Genomic DNA, 15,747 nt, shown 5'->3' with positions numbered 1-15,747 from the left:
CTCTCTCACCGGCTCTCTCCTCCCTTCGGATGTCCAAGCATATCCCAAACCTGATCTTTACCCGGTTTACCCAGCAGCTGATATTCGCTGCCCTCAATTGCGTCGTCGAACTGGCATACAGGCCGGAAGGAACAGTACGTGCAGGCGGTCTCCTGCTGAATCCGGTACGGCACAATCGCGACATCGCCCCCCGTAATTCTGGAGCCGATATTCAGCATATTCTCCCGCACGGCGGACAACAAGGTCTCCCACTGGTCAGGTGTTGCCACGGCTGCGCTGCTGTAGAAGCTTCCGTCCGTTTTGACGGCGACAGGCAGAATAGCCGAGTGTCCTTTTTCAAGGAAAGAATCCATGAGGGAAACCGCTTCGCGGTCTGCCAGCAGCAAGCCCTTCATTTTGTAACGTTTGAGCAGCTCCTCTGCCGCCTGCTCCGGCGTCATGCCGTTTGCAGATTGCAAGATTGGATCATGAACGTGGAAATACAAGGTTCCCGCAGGCAAAGCCTGTTCACCGAGCCAGTCCTCCGCAAACGTCAGCAACACGTCCAGATAGGTCAGCATCTGCAGGGATAATCCGTAATAGACCTCATGCAATCGCAGATCCTTCTGGCTGGATTTATAATCGATGACCCGAAGCATGATCCCATGCTCTCCGCGTGCCATGTCGACCCGGTCAATGCGCCCGACAATCTCCATCTTAACCCCGTTCGGCAATTCAAACGTCAGGGGTGGCAGCGGCTTCCCTGGACCGAAATCAAGCTCAAGGCCGATCGGCTCGAATTTGCCGCGCCTTGCTTGTTCACCCAGAATCACGGATGCTCTGCCCACGATATTTTTCAGCTTGCGCGAAATATATCCGTATCGCTTGGAGCTAAGCAGGATTTCACCCTGCAGCATGGGAGCAAGCCGATCGACGGTCGCTTCCGCCTCGCGCAAGCATTCCTCCGCGGTCAGGTCTCCCCAGCTTCGATGCTGGGATTGAAACTTCATGGCCATGCTGCTCAAGGCAGCATGAAATAACTGTCCGATGTCAGGAGCCTGAAGACGGTACAGCTGCCGTTCTCTCAGCTTCAATCCATGGGAGGCAAAATGGGAAAACGGGCACGCAACAAAGCGCTCCATCCGAGATACGCTTGTTCGCAGCTTCGTTCCATACAACTGCCTGCTCGTTTCCTGCTTAAGTGGCCGGGCTTCATTCCGGTAAGACAAGGACGAGAGCATCGAAGAAAGACGCGACCTTAAATCCGGCCGTTCCGCGTACCAATTGTACACATGCCACCAAATGTTCGGAATCTCCTCTCCATTCCTCCAGTCCCGTAGCCGACCCGTCAAGTAAGCCAACGTCTTATTAGGACGTGACGCATAATGCTCCTGCTCGCAGGCCGATTGCCCGGCATGCGGTCTTGGAAACAAAGGCACCTCTTCCATCTGAAACATCAGCTTCAAATGGCGGATGACCTCGGATGGCAGTAACGTCTTACCTTCATCATCGGCCGCAGGATAGCTGACCCAAAGCTGCTTGCTGGCCGAAGTCAGAGCATTATAAATCAGGAACCGTTCATCCAGCAGTCTTCGGGATATGCTTGGAGCAAGCTCCAATCCGCGGTCTTCGAGCTGAACACGCTCCGGTTCTGTCAGGATCCCATCGTCCTGAAACTGGGCTGGGAGAACACCATCGTTAATGCCGAGCAGAAAAGCATATTTCACCCCGCCCGTCCGTGTCCGATCCATGCTGCCGATCAGCACTTGATCCAGAGACGGAGGCACCAGAGCCATTTTCATCTCCGTAAGTCCCGTACCCAGCACACCCGTGAACAATTCGGTGCTGAGCTTCTCCGCACCCATCATCTCCACAATCTGGTCGAGCAGGTCAAGCACAGCCCCCCATACCTGGCGATGCTCCCTGGCTTCCTCAGGACGCCCGGCATCCAGAGCAGCGCGGCTTAACAGCTCCAGCTTTTCGGGAACAGCGGTTTCCTCCAGAAGCCGATAGACTGCGGTGCTCTGATCCATTGCACTCGTTGCCTTTTTCATCCGCTTCTCAAACGCATGCAGCGGCTCCACAATCACCTTTCTGGCATACTCAATCACCTGCATGCCATCCGGATTGCGCACCTCGCTCTCGCCATCCTCTAATGAGAGGCTTGGAATTCCCTTCCACGGGCGGCCATCCGTCCAGCGCGAACCCTGAATTCCGGAAGCCAGCACGTGGTTCTCCAGACGATCCATGTCCTCACGGGTAAGCGAACCGTCCAGCGGCAGCAGCAGATCCGTCTTCACGCAGCGGAATACGTCCTCGTAACGCCAGCGGCGTCCAATGACATCAAGAGCAGATCGAATAAATTCGACCAGCGGATGGTGCAGCTCGCTCCGCTTCTGATCCAGAAAATAAGGAACACCGTATTCCTTGAACATAGGACCTATCAGGTGCTCATATTCTCCCATATTCCGGACAAACACGGCCATTTCCCGGTATCGTGTTCTTTCTTCCCGGGCGAGACGAACCATCTCACGTAAAGCTCCTTCGATTTCAGCCCGGCGGTGACTGGCAGAATGCAGAAGAAGACCTGTCCTGCTGCCGTCCGGATTGCTCACTGTATTTCCATCTCGCGCAGCTTCCGTCCAACGTTTCTTCCGATCATAACCGCGCTCGAGGTGGGCAAGCAAAGGGGATTCTTGAAACCGTGGAAGAACATCGGGTTGCAGAATACGATGCTCCATATCCAACCCCATCTCATCGGCAATGCCTTTAAGCTCTATGTACGTCACTGCGGTAGGATGAAAGAGATCCAGCTCATGCGGAACATTGCCGTTCGTATAAGGCTTGTCCAGTGTCAACGCAATCGTTACATGGTTGGCATGGGCCATAATTTCTCGGAGCACCCGGTACTCCTGCGGCGTAAAACCATGGAAACCATCGATCCAAATGTCGGCGCGCTTGATATAGTCCGATTGGGTCACGCCCGCTGCTAATGAGGCCAGCGTATCTTCCTCATCCATGTAGAACCGTGAAATCTCAAGCTCAAAATCACGAAAGACCGTTACGATGTCCTCCAGCTTGCGCCGAAGCATCGGTGAATTCCCGGAGCCAGATATCATCTGTCCCAGCTGCTCCTCTACGCAGGATGCGTCAATGCAATAGCGCTTCATTTCCGTATACAACTCGCTCAGCTTACCGACAAAACCATGCTGCTCTCCCGAAGCACCGAACAATTGGAGCTCTTCTTTGCGCCTCCGCAAAATTTTGTACAGCAGCATGCGCTTGCCTTCTTCACTGATCGCCACCTTTGCGGCCCCGCCGCTTTCCTGCATGACGCGGTAAGCCAGTCGACGGAAACTAAGCACTTGCGCGCGCATTATCCCGCGAATGCCTCCCGCATTAACGAGTGCATGCTCTGCTTCATAGGACCCTTGTTCGGGAACGATCAGTATCATCGGATTCCCCTTGGGATCTTGCTCCAATCGCTCGATCATCTCTTGGCGGATCGACGTGCTCTTGCCGCTGCCCGACCTGCCGATAACAAATTGAATGCTCATGCTATGCCCCCTTTACATCGTCTTTCGAAAGGGACTCCTTCACCCTTCTTAACAAGCTGCGCTTCCGGTGAAATCATGCCCTTGAATCTATGAGTCAAATGTATCAAAATTCATATGAAATCCACGTTTTGGTTCGTTGTCTATCAAAAAAGATGTTGATTACTAGTATAGCATAAGTATCGTTTGATGGAACATACGTTTGGATTTCATTCCCATTCCAAAATATTGCGGACATACAAAAAAGGATCCTGCCATCGTGGTTTACCCACCATGGCAAAATCCTTCGCATCAACCGCTATAGCTGTGGCAGTTTACAGCTTTGATTTGCTGCGCACTTCAAACACGGCAAATTTCAAATAATGCCCCTCATCGACCCCGAGAATTTGCGGGTGATCCTTGCCAGCCGCACGCCATTCCACGAGTCTTAGAATTTTGCCGGCATCTTTTGCAGCATCCTGAATCGTCTCCAGGAACAAATCCGGCCGCATATGGTACGAGCAGCTTGCCGTAACCAAATAACCGCCTTCATTCACCAGTTTCATTCCATGAAGGTTGATGTCCTTATATCCCCGGCAAGCTCCCTTGACAGCAGACCTGGTTTTGGCAAACGCCGGCGGGTCCAGAATGACCACATCCCAGGAACGTCCACCTCCCGCGGTCAGCGGTTTGGAGGTATCCACTTTCTGATCCCCTTGCGCACGCTGCTCACGTTCTTCCAAGCCTTTTACCTGGTTGCGCAAATATTGGAAGGCATCGTCCACTACAAACTCCACGCGATCCTGGAATCCGTTCAATTCCACATTCTCTTTGGCGCTTTCGATAGCATGCTCCGATATGTCAAGACAGGTTACTTTCTTGGCCCCATAAAGGCATGCGTGCAGCGTGAAACTGCCCGTATGCGAAAAGCATTCCAGCACCGTAGCACCGTCCCAATAGGGAAACGTGACTTCTTTTCCGCTTTTGTTCACCGGCAAGGACTTCATCTCACCGTCCCGTTCCACAGTCTGAAGCGTGATCCCGCTGCGGTCTCCCCAACCCTTCATTAACGGTTTTATGGATGCCCGGTTCTCGCGCTGATCAAAGAAATATCCCGTCTTCTGACCTTCTTCAATATCCACTTTGATCTTCAAGCCGTTCTCCGTCACCGTCACGTGGCGAGGACACTCCCCGTAGAGAATACCCGTGCGCTGTTCCAGACCTTCCAATTCCCGGATGGATACATCGCTTCGTTCATAGATTCCTTTTGGCTGGACCACCTCGACAAGCGCGTTCACGATATCCTCACGGCAGCGATCCATGCCCAGCGTCAGCAGCTGGATGACCAGTACGTCATCAAAACGGTCCACAATCAGCCCTGGCAGAAAATCCGCCTCGCCATAAACCAGCCGGTAGGCGTTCTCATCTCCGATAAACCGTTCCCGATGTTTCAGGCATTCCTGAAACCTGGCGGCGAAAAAGGCCTTGTCCATCGTCTCAATCGGCTCATACGAAACGGTGCGTACGGTGATTTGAGATTGCGGGTTGTAATAACCGGAGGCGAGAAAACGGCCTTGATGGGTTAATACCGATACGATATCACCCGGCTTGGGTTCACCCTCGACAGAGGCAATCTCGCTTTTATAAACCCAGGGATGCCCCTGCTCCAGTCTCTTTTTTCGACTGCGCTCCAAAATTACCGATGGCACTGTATTTCACTCCTTAAGTTATCCCCTGGCCATTTCAATAGGCATGCATGTCCGCCAAGGGTCATATACGTAATTAAGATAAAAGTCTATCTATTCGATGCTGAGTGACTTCCTGATTCACTTCGTGTTAGATATAGAAAACCTACCTTTGAATCGCGGTCGCTCATCCTTGATTGGCCTCGATTGGTTTTCTTATCAAAAGAGAGCTTTTTGAACAACCTCTAAAAGGAGAACATCATGCTATCCTCACTCTGGTTTCCCATCTGTTATGGTCTTGTCCTGTTCCTGTTCGGCATGAAGGTCATGGAGGTTGCGCTCCAACGCTGGGCCGGTCCGCTGTTGCATAAGTGGCTCCATAAAGCGACATCCACGCCCCTGAAAGGCATGATCGCCAGTACAGCGGTCACGGCCCTGCTGCAAAGCAGTACCGCCGTTACTGTGCTGGCAATAGGTTTCGCCAATGCCGGATTGTTGAGCCTCGCCGGTACTTTGGGCATTATTCTCGGCACGAACATCGGCACAACGGTAACCACCGAGCTCATCAGCCTGCAGATTGGACAAGCCGCCATGCCTCTGCTTGTCCTCTCGCTCATGCTATGGGTCGGGGCCGTAATCGTCAGCGAGCGCGTGCCTCCGAGCTACGACAAGGTAAAAAACAATTTGATCCGCAGTCAGTTTTTATGCCTCGCTGTCGCCGGATTCTCACTGGTGCTGCTTGCTATACAATTCATGCAGTCTATTGGTCCGACTCTGCAAAGCCTCGGTTTATTCCAGTGGTTCCTGGACCACGCTTCGCGGAGCGTCCTCTGGGGTATAGCAGCCGGAACGATATTGACTGCTCTGATGCACAGCAGCGCAGCTGTCATCGCTATGGCTATGGGGCTTGCAGCCAGCGGTGCGCTGCCTCCGGAGATCGGCGTTGCCATCGTTCTGGGCTCCAATGTCGGCACCTGCGCAACAGCACTTATAGCAGCGATTGGCAGTACCCGAGCAGGGCGATTTGTGGCCTGGTCCCATATGGGGCTGAATATCGGCGGTGTTCTGCTCTTTACTCCGTTCATATCAGGCTTAACCACCGTATCCGGATGGTTAGCGGCGGATCCTGCTGGACAAATCGCCCATGCGCAAACCTTATTTAATATCGTATGCTCGCTTATTGCGCTTCCACTATGCTATCTGCCCTTCTGGAACAAGCAGGCACAGACCTAAAGTTTCATATCTTCATCCGCAGGAATGCTAACCTCAAGCAGCATTAGCGCTTTACGCAGGATGATATCATTGTTGTTATATCCGTTGCTGCGCTGCTTCCTCCATGCGGCCAAAGGCTCAAACCAGTCCACGCCGTTGATTTCCTCGATCTGGGGTTTTAAGCTACCTTTTTCTGCTTTAACCAGATAGTAATGGACTTCCTTGTCCACCTGGCCGAATTCGGGATGATGGTATTTATATGCAATAATGTCCACTGGAGAGGTGATGGATCCGACTATACCTGTCTCCTCGCAAATTTCTCGAAGTGCAGTCTGCTCGACGGTTTCACCGGCTTCCATCTTGCCCTTGGGAAGCGAGGTTTTTCCATAACGGTCCAAAATAAGCTGGATCTGAAGCGCCCCTTCATGATGACGGTATACCACGCCGCCTGCGGAAATCTGTGTATATGTCATGTCCTATTCCTCCTTCATGTACAACAAGGATTCCACTTCCGGTAGCCAGGAAATGAAATCCTTGTCTGGTATGGCCGCTATTGGAATTACTGGGCAGCTGCCTTTAGTCCATGATCTATGACGCTGAGGAGTTCGCCCTCGCATTCATTTACACCAGCTTTGGTTACTTTTACGCGGCACAGTTTGCCTTCGAGATCAGGCGATCCGTTGAAAACAAGCTGCAGATAATTATCGCTATAACCCTGCATCTTTCCGCCATTAGGAGCACCCTTGTACTCACGCTCCGGTATCACTTCCAGAATCTGACCTACAAAACGTTCAGCATAAGAAAGCTGCAGCTGCTCCGACAAGTCAATCAAATCATGCACACGTGCATTCTTCACTTCCTCGTCCACCTGATCCTCCATCCGTGCTGCCGGCGTACCGGTACGCTTCGAATACGGGAATACATGCATCTCGGAGAACTGAATTGCCTTCATCAGGTCATAGCCGTTACGGAACATCTCATCGGTTTCGCCAGGGAAGCCAACGATAACGTCCGTCGTAATGCCCACATCGGGCATGGCTTGACGAATCAAGCCCATCTTGTTATAGAACTCTTCGGTTGTATATTTACGGCGCATCCGTTTCAGTACCGTATCATCCCCCGCTTGCAGCGGTATATGAAGATGGCGGCACATTTTACTGGAGCGATTCAACACATCCAGCATCTTCTCATCGATCTGGCTTGCTTCGATGGAGCTGATGCGGATCCGTTCCAAACCGTCTACCCGGTCAAGATCCCACAGCAAATCGGACAATCTGTAATCTTCAAGATCATCTCCGTATCCGCCTGTGTGAATACCGGTCAGCACGATCTCCTTATAACCCGCTCCAACCAGCTGATGCGCCTGCTTGATGATGCTCTTCGGATCACGGCTGCGTGACAAACCGCGGGACCAAGGGATAATGCAGAACGTACAGAAGTTGTTGCATCCGTCCTGGATTTTTAGAAATGCGCGAGTACGTTCCGCAAAATCCGGAACATCCATTTCCTCAAATACCCGGGTCTTCATAATATTGCGAACTGCATTAATCGGCTGACGCGTCTTTTCAATATCATGGATGAAATCCATGATTTTATCGCGATCCTGGTTCCCGATCACAAGATCCACACCCGGGATATCCAGAATTTCTGCAGGCGAGGTTTGAGCGTAACAGCCCGTTACAGCCACGATGGCCTCGGGATTGCGGCGAACCGCACGTCTGATCATCTGACGGCTCTTCTTGTCCCCTGTATTGGTAACGTGACAGGTGTTAATCAAATAAACATCTGCGGTTTGTTCGAAGTCCACCTGGTCGTAGCCTTCATTTTTGAAGTATTGCCAGATGGCCTCGGTATCGTAAAAATTGACTTTGCAACCCAACGTATAAAACGCTACGGATGGCATGTTCAAACGCCCCCCATTTCTCCAGATTCATATAGTGTGCAGGCAAGCGCCGTCATGCCGGCAGTCTCGCAGCGAAGGATCCTCTTTCCAAGCCCAACGGATACGGCTCCTGCATCTTCGGCCGCTTGGCATTCCTCTTCCGTAAAACCGCCCTCGGGTCCTACGACCAGCAGCAAGCTGGCCTTCTCGGCCGAATTCGGCAGCGCCTGCTCTACAAAAGGCTTCAGCACGTCCCTCAGCTGGGAGCCATGCTCTTTTTCATAACAAAAATATACGGCATCGTAGCCGGAAAATGCTGCAAGCAGATTTTTCCACGACAGAGGCTGTTCAACAGACGGTATCCGGTTACGATGCGCCTGTTCAGCCGCCTCCTTCGCAATCTTGCGCCAGCGTTCCAGCCGTTTTCCTTCCTTCTTGGCATCGTACTGAACAATCGTTCTGTCCGATAGGAAGGGCACAAAGGACACCGCGCCAATCTCGGTGCACTTTTGGATGACGGTCTCCATCTTATCGCCTTTCGGCAAACTCTGAGCGATGCTCACTTGCAGACGCGGTTCCTGCGTCATCTCCATGGGTTCAATCACAACGGCGATGACACTGGCCGCTTCGATGCTCTCAATCTCCACCATGGCTTCGCGGGATTCCCCATCGCTTACAATCAATTTATCACCAAGTCTGCCTCGCATGACCTTGGTAATATGACGGGCGTCATCGCCCGTAATCTCAACACGGTCTCCCTCGAATTGTGCGGGAGTTACAAAATATCGCTGCATCTTTATCCTCACCTAACTCCAAAATCGCCAAACCCCATCATACAACTTTTCGTGCAAACTGACCAGAGAAATCCGCGCCATTATCCCCCGAACATCTTAATGAACAGATTCAAAAAGTCGATGGATAATGCATGCGCTGCATCATATAATGGCTTAATCGTATATCTCTGAAAGGTTGGCAGCAATATGATCAACAGAAAAATAAGTATCGACCACTGCTCGAACTTCTGAATCCTCGCACTGACGCGCGGAGGAAGCACATTCTCAAGAATCCGGTAGCCGTCAAGCGGTGGTAACGGAATCAGATTAAAGAGGAACAGAAAGAAATTGAGAAGTATGAAGGTATTGAAAAACAAATGTATCGCTTGATCTGTTTTGGTGACGCCAATCGGCTCGATCACACCGAACTGATAGAGTCCCGCATAGATCAGCGTTCCAAGTATACCTAACATAAGATTGCTCAGCGGACCAACCGCCGCCACAATGATACTCATTCGGCGGGGGTTGCTAAAGTTCTCGCGATTGATCGGTACCGGCCGTGCCCAGCCGAAACCCGCTATCAGCAAGAGAATAATCCCCAGAAAATCAAAATGCACCGCCGGATTCAGCGTGACCCTTCCCAGCAGCTTGGCCGTTGGGTCTCCGAATTTATTCGCAAAATAGGCATGCGAAAACTCATGCACGGTAAAGGCAATGATTAAAGCAATCAAATAAAATGGAAGTTGTTCCAGCGGATAGAATAACAGTCGATCCAAAAAATCCATAATCAGTTCTTCCTCGCCACGAAGGCAACCCAATCATCCTCGCGGCAGATGTCGGCAATTTCGAAACCGGAGGCAATCAGCGCCTTCTCCACGATCTCTTCTTTGTTCTTGTAAATGCCCGAGGCGATATAAGCGCCTCCCGGCTTGAGAGCCTGGTATACATCGTCGACAAACAACAGGATGACCTCAGCCAAAATGTTAGCCACTACAACTTGTACCGGCAGCGTCACGCCCAGATCCGATTGATCGGACGAATGGGTGAGTACCGAGAGCAGATCGCTTTCCTTCACCGTAATCCGATCTTCCAAGCCGTTAAGACGGGTATTCTCTATTGCACTGGATACAGCAACCGGATCCAGATCGAGAGCCAGTATCCGTGAAGCTCCCAGATGCGCTGCGCCGATGGAAAGAATACCTGAGCCTGTCCCAACATCTATGACTTCCTCTCCGCCCTTGATCACCATCTCCAGTGTGCGCAAGCATAACGAAGTTGTCGGATGCGTTCCTGTGCCGAATGCCATGCCCGGGTCCAGCTCAATAATCGATTCTTGATCGGATTCCGGCGTATACTCTTCCCATGTCGGCTTGATCGTTAACCGCTCGGACACGCGGATCGGTTTGAAATACTGCTTCCAGGCCGTTGCCCATTCATTCTCATCAACCGTCTTCATCTCATACCTGACTTCGCCTGTATCAATCCCAAATTCCTTCAGTTCATTCACGCGTGGCGCTATCTCATCACGGATCGCTTCTAAGGTGACCGTCTCATCAAAATAACCTTTAATAACGGCTTGACCTTCAGGAATATCATTAAAAGGAACGATCTCATCAAACCACTGTCCAAGGGATGTGTCCCGCTTCTTGTTCGTCGTACCGGATTCTTCAATCGAAACGCCTCCGGCTCCCGCTTCATGCAGGAAATTCGTAATCATCTCCACGGCTTCCTCCGTGGTATGTATCGTTAATTCATGCCATAACATGTGCTACTGTTCCTCCTCATTCATACATAAATATTATTGTACTATATAGAGGACCCCGGATACAAAGTTTGTACTAAAATACCATGATGACTTTTCTTACAAGTCGATCGAATACGAAAAACGTTATCAACGTACTCTCTCCAGATGACTGACCACATATGGCAGAAATTTTTGTTGCGAAATAAGAACGATAAGCCTCCAAAGTTTATACTTTCTTATGTCTTCAAAAAAAGCCCTGCTTACCACCTCCGTAACAAGAAAGGTAAGAGGACTCCTTCATCACTTGATAATCATAATGATCAATCTACATTTTTACTGGTTTCATCGAGAATTTTCTTCAATTGGCGTTCATCCGCTGCCTCGCTTCTGCGCAGCGCCTCCACATCATCGTGGTCGGCTTCCATAGCCGAAAACTCGACATCCTCCGCCTTAGCGGATTGAAGCGCAATCATCTTTTCGGTTTTGCTCGAGATTTTCCCTTTTTTTACGCGTCTCATCATGGGTGCTATTCTCCTTTCCGTATAAACGATCAGAGCTGTGCCTATAACCTCAAATCATGCCGCCGGATTCTTCGATTAACCGCATAGCTTGCGGGAATACGCCTTCGTCCAATACCACCGTCAGCAAAATATCCCGGCCCTCGGTTCCGTCCTGTCCGCCGCTACTCATCCCGCTGGCTGATGGATCCGCCGCCCCCAGGATTCCGGCCCCCGGCCCCGAAATATCCGCATTTAAGGTCAGCGTTGTTAAGCTTGCAATATTACCTGTCAACGGATTCATCGGATTGTTAAGCTCCCCGCCGGGATCCGCGCTAAACCGGTCGATGGACATATCGGCAACGCGCAGCGACTGCAATTTACGGGCTGCATGCTGGGCTTCTTCCGGACTTTTGAAATACGCCAAAATATTTTTCTCTGCCACTTCATTTCACCTGCATTTCCTATTCAAGATTGCATCTTCCAAAGATGGAGCTTCCCTAGCTTGCTTCATCATTAAGTGTTTTATTCTTGAGAAACGGGCCTGTTTAAGCTGGCAGACACTCCAGCAGCTCCCAGAAACAAAAAAACAGCAGGCCAAAGGTTGATCACCTTTAGCCTGCTGCTGTTCTTTATGCTATGAGGGGAGTTTAGCCCCTTAAGTTTGTATTAGTCACCGCGGAATGCTTTTTTTACACGGTCAAAAAAAGACTGTTCCTGTTCATGGGTCTGTTCGCCATCAAGTGAAGCAAACTGTCGAAGCAGCTCTTTCTGTTCATCACTCAGCTTGCTTGGCGTAACGACCACAACCTTGACGTGCTGGTCACCCTGTCCCATGCCGCGGAGTCGAGGCACTCCTTTGCCTTTCAGGCGGAAGAAGGTACCCGTCTGCGTGCCGGCCGGGATCTTCAGCTTCACTCTCTCCGTCAACGTCGGGATTTCAATCTCGTCGCCAAGCGCAGCCTGAGCAAAGGTAAGCGGCACTTCGCAATAAATGTCGTCCCCTTCGCGTTCGAAGAAGTCATGCGGCTTCACGCGGATTACGATATACAAGTCACCGGCCGGGCCGCCGCGGAAGCCGCCTTCGCCTTCACCTGTCATACGAAGTTGAGCTCCGTCGTCCACACCCGCAGGCACTCGAACATGAATCTTGCGCTGCTTCTTCACTTTACCGTTGCCGTTACAGGTCGAACAGCGGTCTTTGATGATCTTCCCTGTTCCGTTACAGTTCGAACAAGCGCGACGGTTTACCATCCGTCCAAACGGCGTATTCTGCACGACTTCTTGCTGTCCGCTGCCGTTACATACCGAACATGTGTGCGGCTGCGTGCCCGGCTTCGCCCCGGAACCGTGACAGGTATCACATGTCTCCGTTCTCGGAATGGTAATATCCGTTTCCTTACCGAATACCGCTTCCTTAAATTCAACTGTCATCGTGTATTGCAGATCGTTCCCCCGCTGAGGCGCATTCGGATCACGGCGTCCATTACCGCCAAAGAACATATCAAATATATCTCCAAAACCGCCGAAATCACCGGAGAAACCGCCTCCGCCCATGCCTTGGTTCGGATCGATATGTCCGTACTGGTCATAAGTCGAACGTTTCTGACCATCGCTCAATACGTCGTAAGCCTCTTTCACTTCCTTGAATTTGGCTTCCGCGTCAGCCGCTTTGTTCACGTCCGGATGATATTGGCGAGCCATTTTACGGTACGCCTTCTTGATCTCATCTTCCGATGCATCCTTGCCGACACCGAGCACCTCATAATAATCACGCTTATCAGCCACGGTTTCACCCCAATCTCTTTATTACTCTTTTACATAAGGAAAGCCAAAGTGCGAAGATGCGCAGCTTTGACCTTCCCATACAATCTATTCAGATTAACCTTTGTTTTTATCTTCGTCAACAACCTCGTAATCTGCATCTACGACATTGTCTTTATTAGCCGCACCGGAGTCGGCACCTTCAGCACCCTGCTGCTCTTGTGCTGCTTGCTCATACAGCTTCACGGACAGCTGCTGTACGATTTGAGTCAGCTCCTCTACCGAAGCGTTAATCTCTTCGAGGTTATCGGATTCAAGGGCCTTCTTCACTTTGTCTTTTGCTTCGTTCGCTTTTTCCACTTCGGAAGCATCAACTTTGTCGCCCAGATCCTTGAGTGTTTTCTCGGTTGTATATACGAGTTGGTCCGCATTGTTGCGAGCCTCTACCAGCTCTTTGCGTTTACGGTCTTCTTCGGCATGAAGCTCGGCGTCCTTCATCATTTGTTCAACTTCAGCGTCGCTCAAGCCGCTGGAGGACGTGATTGTGATCTTCTGGCTCTTGCCTGTACCTTTATCTGTCGCCGAAACGTTTACGATCCCGTTCGCATCGATATCGAAGGTAACTTCGATTTGCGGTACGCCACGTGGTGCTGGAGGAATATCTCCAAGCATGAAGCGTCCCAGCGTTTTGTTGCCGGCAGCCATTTCGCGCTCACCTTGCAGCACGTGAATTTCAACGCTCGGCTGGTTATCGGCATACGTGGAGAATACTTGGGATTTGCTTGTTGGAATCGTGGTGTTACGGTCGATCATTTTGGTGAATACGCCGCCTGCTGTCTCGATACCGAGGGACAACGGAGTTACGTCGAGCAATACGACGTCTTTAACGTCACCTGTCAATACGCCGGCTTGAACAGCTGCACCAAGCGCAACCACTTCGTCAGGATTTACGCCTTTATGAGGCTCTTTGCCTGTCAATTTCTTAATCGCTTCCTGTACGGCAGGAATACGAGTGGAACCACCGACAAGAACGATTTTATGAATATCGTTAGCTGTCAAACCTGCATCGCTAAGCGCTTGACGAGTCGGTCCAAGCGTACGCTCTACAAGAGAAGCAGACAATTCTTCGAATTTAGCACGAGTCAGGTTGAGCTCAAGATGCTGAGGCACGCCGTCAGCAACGGTGATGAACGGCAAAGAAATCGTGGTAGTCAGTACGCCGGACAATTCCTTTTTCGCTTTTTCCGCAGCGTCTTTCAGACGTTGAACCGCTGCTTTGTCTTTGCTCAAATCAATGCCTTGCTCTTTTTTGAATTCGGCTACCATATAGTCAATGATGACCTGGTCAAAATCGTCACCGCCGAGTTTGTTATCACCGCTGGTTGCTTTTACTTCGAAGAAGCCATCGCCGAGTTCCAGAATGGAAACGTCGAATGTACCGCCGCCCAGGTCATATACCAGAATGGTCTGGTCTTCGGATTTCTCCATACCGTATGCCAAAGCTGCTGCTGTCGGCTCGTTTACGATACGCAGAACCTCAAGACCCGCGATTTTACCGGCATCCTTGGTCGCTTGACGCTGGCTGTCATTAAAGTATGCAGGAACCGTAATAACCGCCTGGGTTACAGGTTGGCCCAGGTAAGCTTCCGCATCGGATTTCAGCTTTTGCAGAATGATGGCGGAGATTTCTTGCGGCGTATAATCTTTGCCGTCGATGGATTCTTTATGATTCGTACCCATATGACGCTTGATGGAGATAATGGTACGATCCGGGTTTGTGATCGCTTGACGTTTTGCTGTATCCCCAACGACACGCTCGCCGTCTTTCTTAAATCCGACAACGGATGGGGTCGTACGGGCGCCCTCCGGATTCGGGATAACTACTGCTTCCCCACCCTCCATTACGGCTACGCAAGAGTTGGTTGTTCCTAAGTCGATACCAATAACTTTGCTCATGTAAAATTTTCCTCCTTATTCATTCACACGAATCCTCGCATGATCTTCATCAATTTTTATATGATAAACGACTATCGAAAGTCGCTTACATGCTCACTTTAACCATCGCAGGTCTCAATACTTTGTCTTTTAGCATATACCCCTTCTGCACTTCCTCAACTACGATGCCTTCCTCGTATTCATCGCTCTCCACCTGCATGATCGCTTGGTGATACTCCGGATTAAACGGCTCGCCTACGCTCTTCATCGCCGTTAAACCTTCGGTAGCGAGAACAGATTCCAACTGGCGGAAGATCATGTTAACTCCCTTGGAGAAAGATTCAAACTCCGGGTTTTCCTCGGATGCCTGAAGCGCACGCTCAAAGTTATCGATGACAGGCAGAAGCTCTGTAATCAGTTTGGAAGAAGCGTATTTGCCCAGATCTTCTTTCTCCTTCTGTGTACGACGACGGAAGTTATCGAAATCCGCTTGTACTCGCAGGGTACGCTGCTGGTGCTCCAGCACCTCGGCCTGAAGTTTCTCAAGCTCAGCTGAACCTGCATCATCCGCCGAATCCGTTACAGGAATCTCCTGTTCGGGATTTACGGCTTCCTCCGCAGACCCACTCTCACCCGAGTTTGGCGTGTTCTCCAAAGTTTCTTCCATCGTTTCTTCTGTAACTGTATCTTGAACGGCATCCTTATGCTCATTATTCAAGACGCCTTCACCTCCTTCATATTCT

General features: G+C 50.9%; 13 protein-coding genes. 1 reads left to right on the top strand and 12 read right to left on the bottom strand.

The window, feature by feature from the left end; all coding sequences use genetic code 11:
* Nucleotides 1-5 precede the first annotated feature (5 nt).
* Nucleotides 6-3,536, bottom strand: coding sequence for a helicase-exonuclease AddAB subunit AddB (gene addB, locus MHH48_RS09500; RefSeq protein WP_076320582.1), 3,531 nt, complete (start codon nt 3,534-3,536; stop codon nt 6-8).
* Between the two features lie 311 nt (nt 3,537-3,847).
* A complete protein-coding gene (locus MHH48_RS09495) occupies nt 3,848-5,221 on the bottom strand; it encodes a class I SAM-dependent rRNA methyltransferase (RefSeq protein ID WP_076320581.1) in 1,374 nt (457 codons plus the stop codon).
* Nucleotides 5,222-5,458: 237 nt separating this feature from the next.
* Between MHH48_RS09495 and MHH48_RS09490 the strand changes: the two genes are divergently transcribed.
* Entirely contained in the window at nt 5,459-6,430 is a 972-nt protein-coding gene (locus MHH48_RS09490; RefSeq protein ID WP_076320580.1) for a Na/Pi symporter, read from the top strand.
* On the opposite strand, the gene MHH48_RS09485 is transcribed toward MHH48_RS09490, so the two are convergent.
* From MHH48_RS09485 to grpE, 10 genes are all read right to left on the bottom strand, one after another.
* Complete coding sequence (locus tag MHH48_RS09485) at nt 6,427-6,882, bottom strand: NUDIX domain-containing protein (RefSeq protein WP_076320579.1); 456 nt, start codon at nt 6,880-6,882, stop codon at nt 6,427-6,429. The two genes, MHH48_RS09490 and MHH48_RS09485, sit on opposite strands and share 4 nt — an antisense overlap.
* A gap of 86 nt (nt 6,883-6,968) precedes the next feature.
* On the bottom strand, nt 6,969-8,312 hold the full coding sequence (mtaB, locus tag MHH48_RS09480; RefSeq protein WP_076320578.1) for a tRNA (N(6)-L-threonylcarbamoyladenosine(37)-C(2))-methylthiotransferase MtaB: 1,344 nt from the start codon (nt 8,310-8,312) through the stop codon (nt 6,969-6,971).
* 2 nt (nt 8,313-8,314) lie between these two features.
* Entirely contained in the window at nt 8,315-9,085 is a 771-nt protein-coding gene (locus tag MHH48_RS09475; protein ID WP_076320577.1) for a 16S rRNA (uracil(1498)-N(3))-methyltransferase, read from the bottom strand.
* An 80-nt stretch (nt 9,086-9,165) separates the two neighbouring features.
* A complete protein-coding gene (locus MHH48_RS09470) occupies nt 9,166-9,849 on the bottom strand; it encodes a site-2 protease family protein (protein ID WP_076320576.1) in 684 nt (227 codons plus the stop codon).
* Between the two features lie 2 nt (nt 9,850-9,851).
* Nucleotides 9,852-10,829: a 50S ribosomal protein L11 methyltransferase gene (prmA, locus tag MHH48_RS09465; RefSeq protein ID WP_076320575.1), complete on the bottom strand. Its 978-nt coding sequence runs from the start codon at nt 10,827-10,829 to the stop codon at nt 9,852-9,854.
* 299 nt (nt 10,830-11,128) lie between these two features.
* A complete protein-coding gene (locus MHH48_RS09460; protein WP_009590798.1) occupies nt 11,129-11,329 on the bottom strand; it encodes a YfhD family protein in 201 nt (66 codons plus the stop codon).
* A gap of 49 nt (nt 11,330-11,378) precedes the next feature.
* Nucleotides 11,379-11,750, bottom strand: coding sequence for a hypothetical protein (locus tag MHH48_RS09455; protein ID WP_076320574.1), 372 nt, complete (start codon nt 11,748-11,750; stop codon nt 11,379-11,381).
* A gap of 224 nt (nt 11,751-11,974) precedes the next feature.
* Complete coding sequence (dnaJ, locus tag MHH48_RS09450; protein WP_076320573.1) at nt 11,975-13,093, bottom strand: molecular chaperone DnaJ; 1,119 nt, start codon at nt 13,091-13,093, stop codon at nt 11,975-11,977.
* 93 nt (nt 13,094-13,186) lie between these two features.
* Nucleotides 13,187-15,025, bottom strand: coding sequence for a molecular chaperone DnaK (gene dnaK, locus MHH48_RS09445; RefSeq protein ID WP_076320572.1), 1,839 nt, complete (start codon nt 15,023-15,025; stop codon nt 13,187-13,189).
* Nucleotides 15,026-15,110: 85 nt separating this feature from the next.
* On the bottom strand, nt 15,111-15,722 hold the full coding sequence (gene grpE / locus MHH48_RS09440; protein WP_076320571.1) for a nucleotide exchange factor GrpE: 612 nt from the start codon (nt 15,720-15,722) through the stop codon (nt 15,111-15,113).
* Nucleotides 15,723-15,747 lie beyond the last annotated feature (25 nt).

This window comes from Paenibacillus sp. FSL F4-0100, from assembly GCF_037993005.1.
Lineage (GTDB): Bacteria > Bacillota > Bacilli > Paenibacillales > Paenibacillaceae > Paenibacillus_AQ.
The sequence above is the reverse complement of the archived record's forward strand: the minus strand, read 5'-3'. Positions and strand labels throughout refer to the sequence as shown.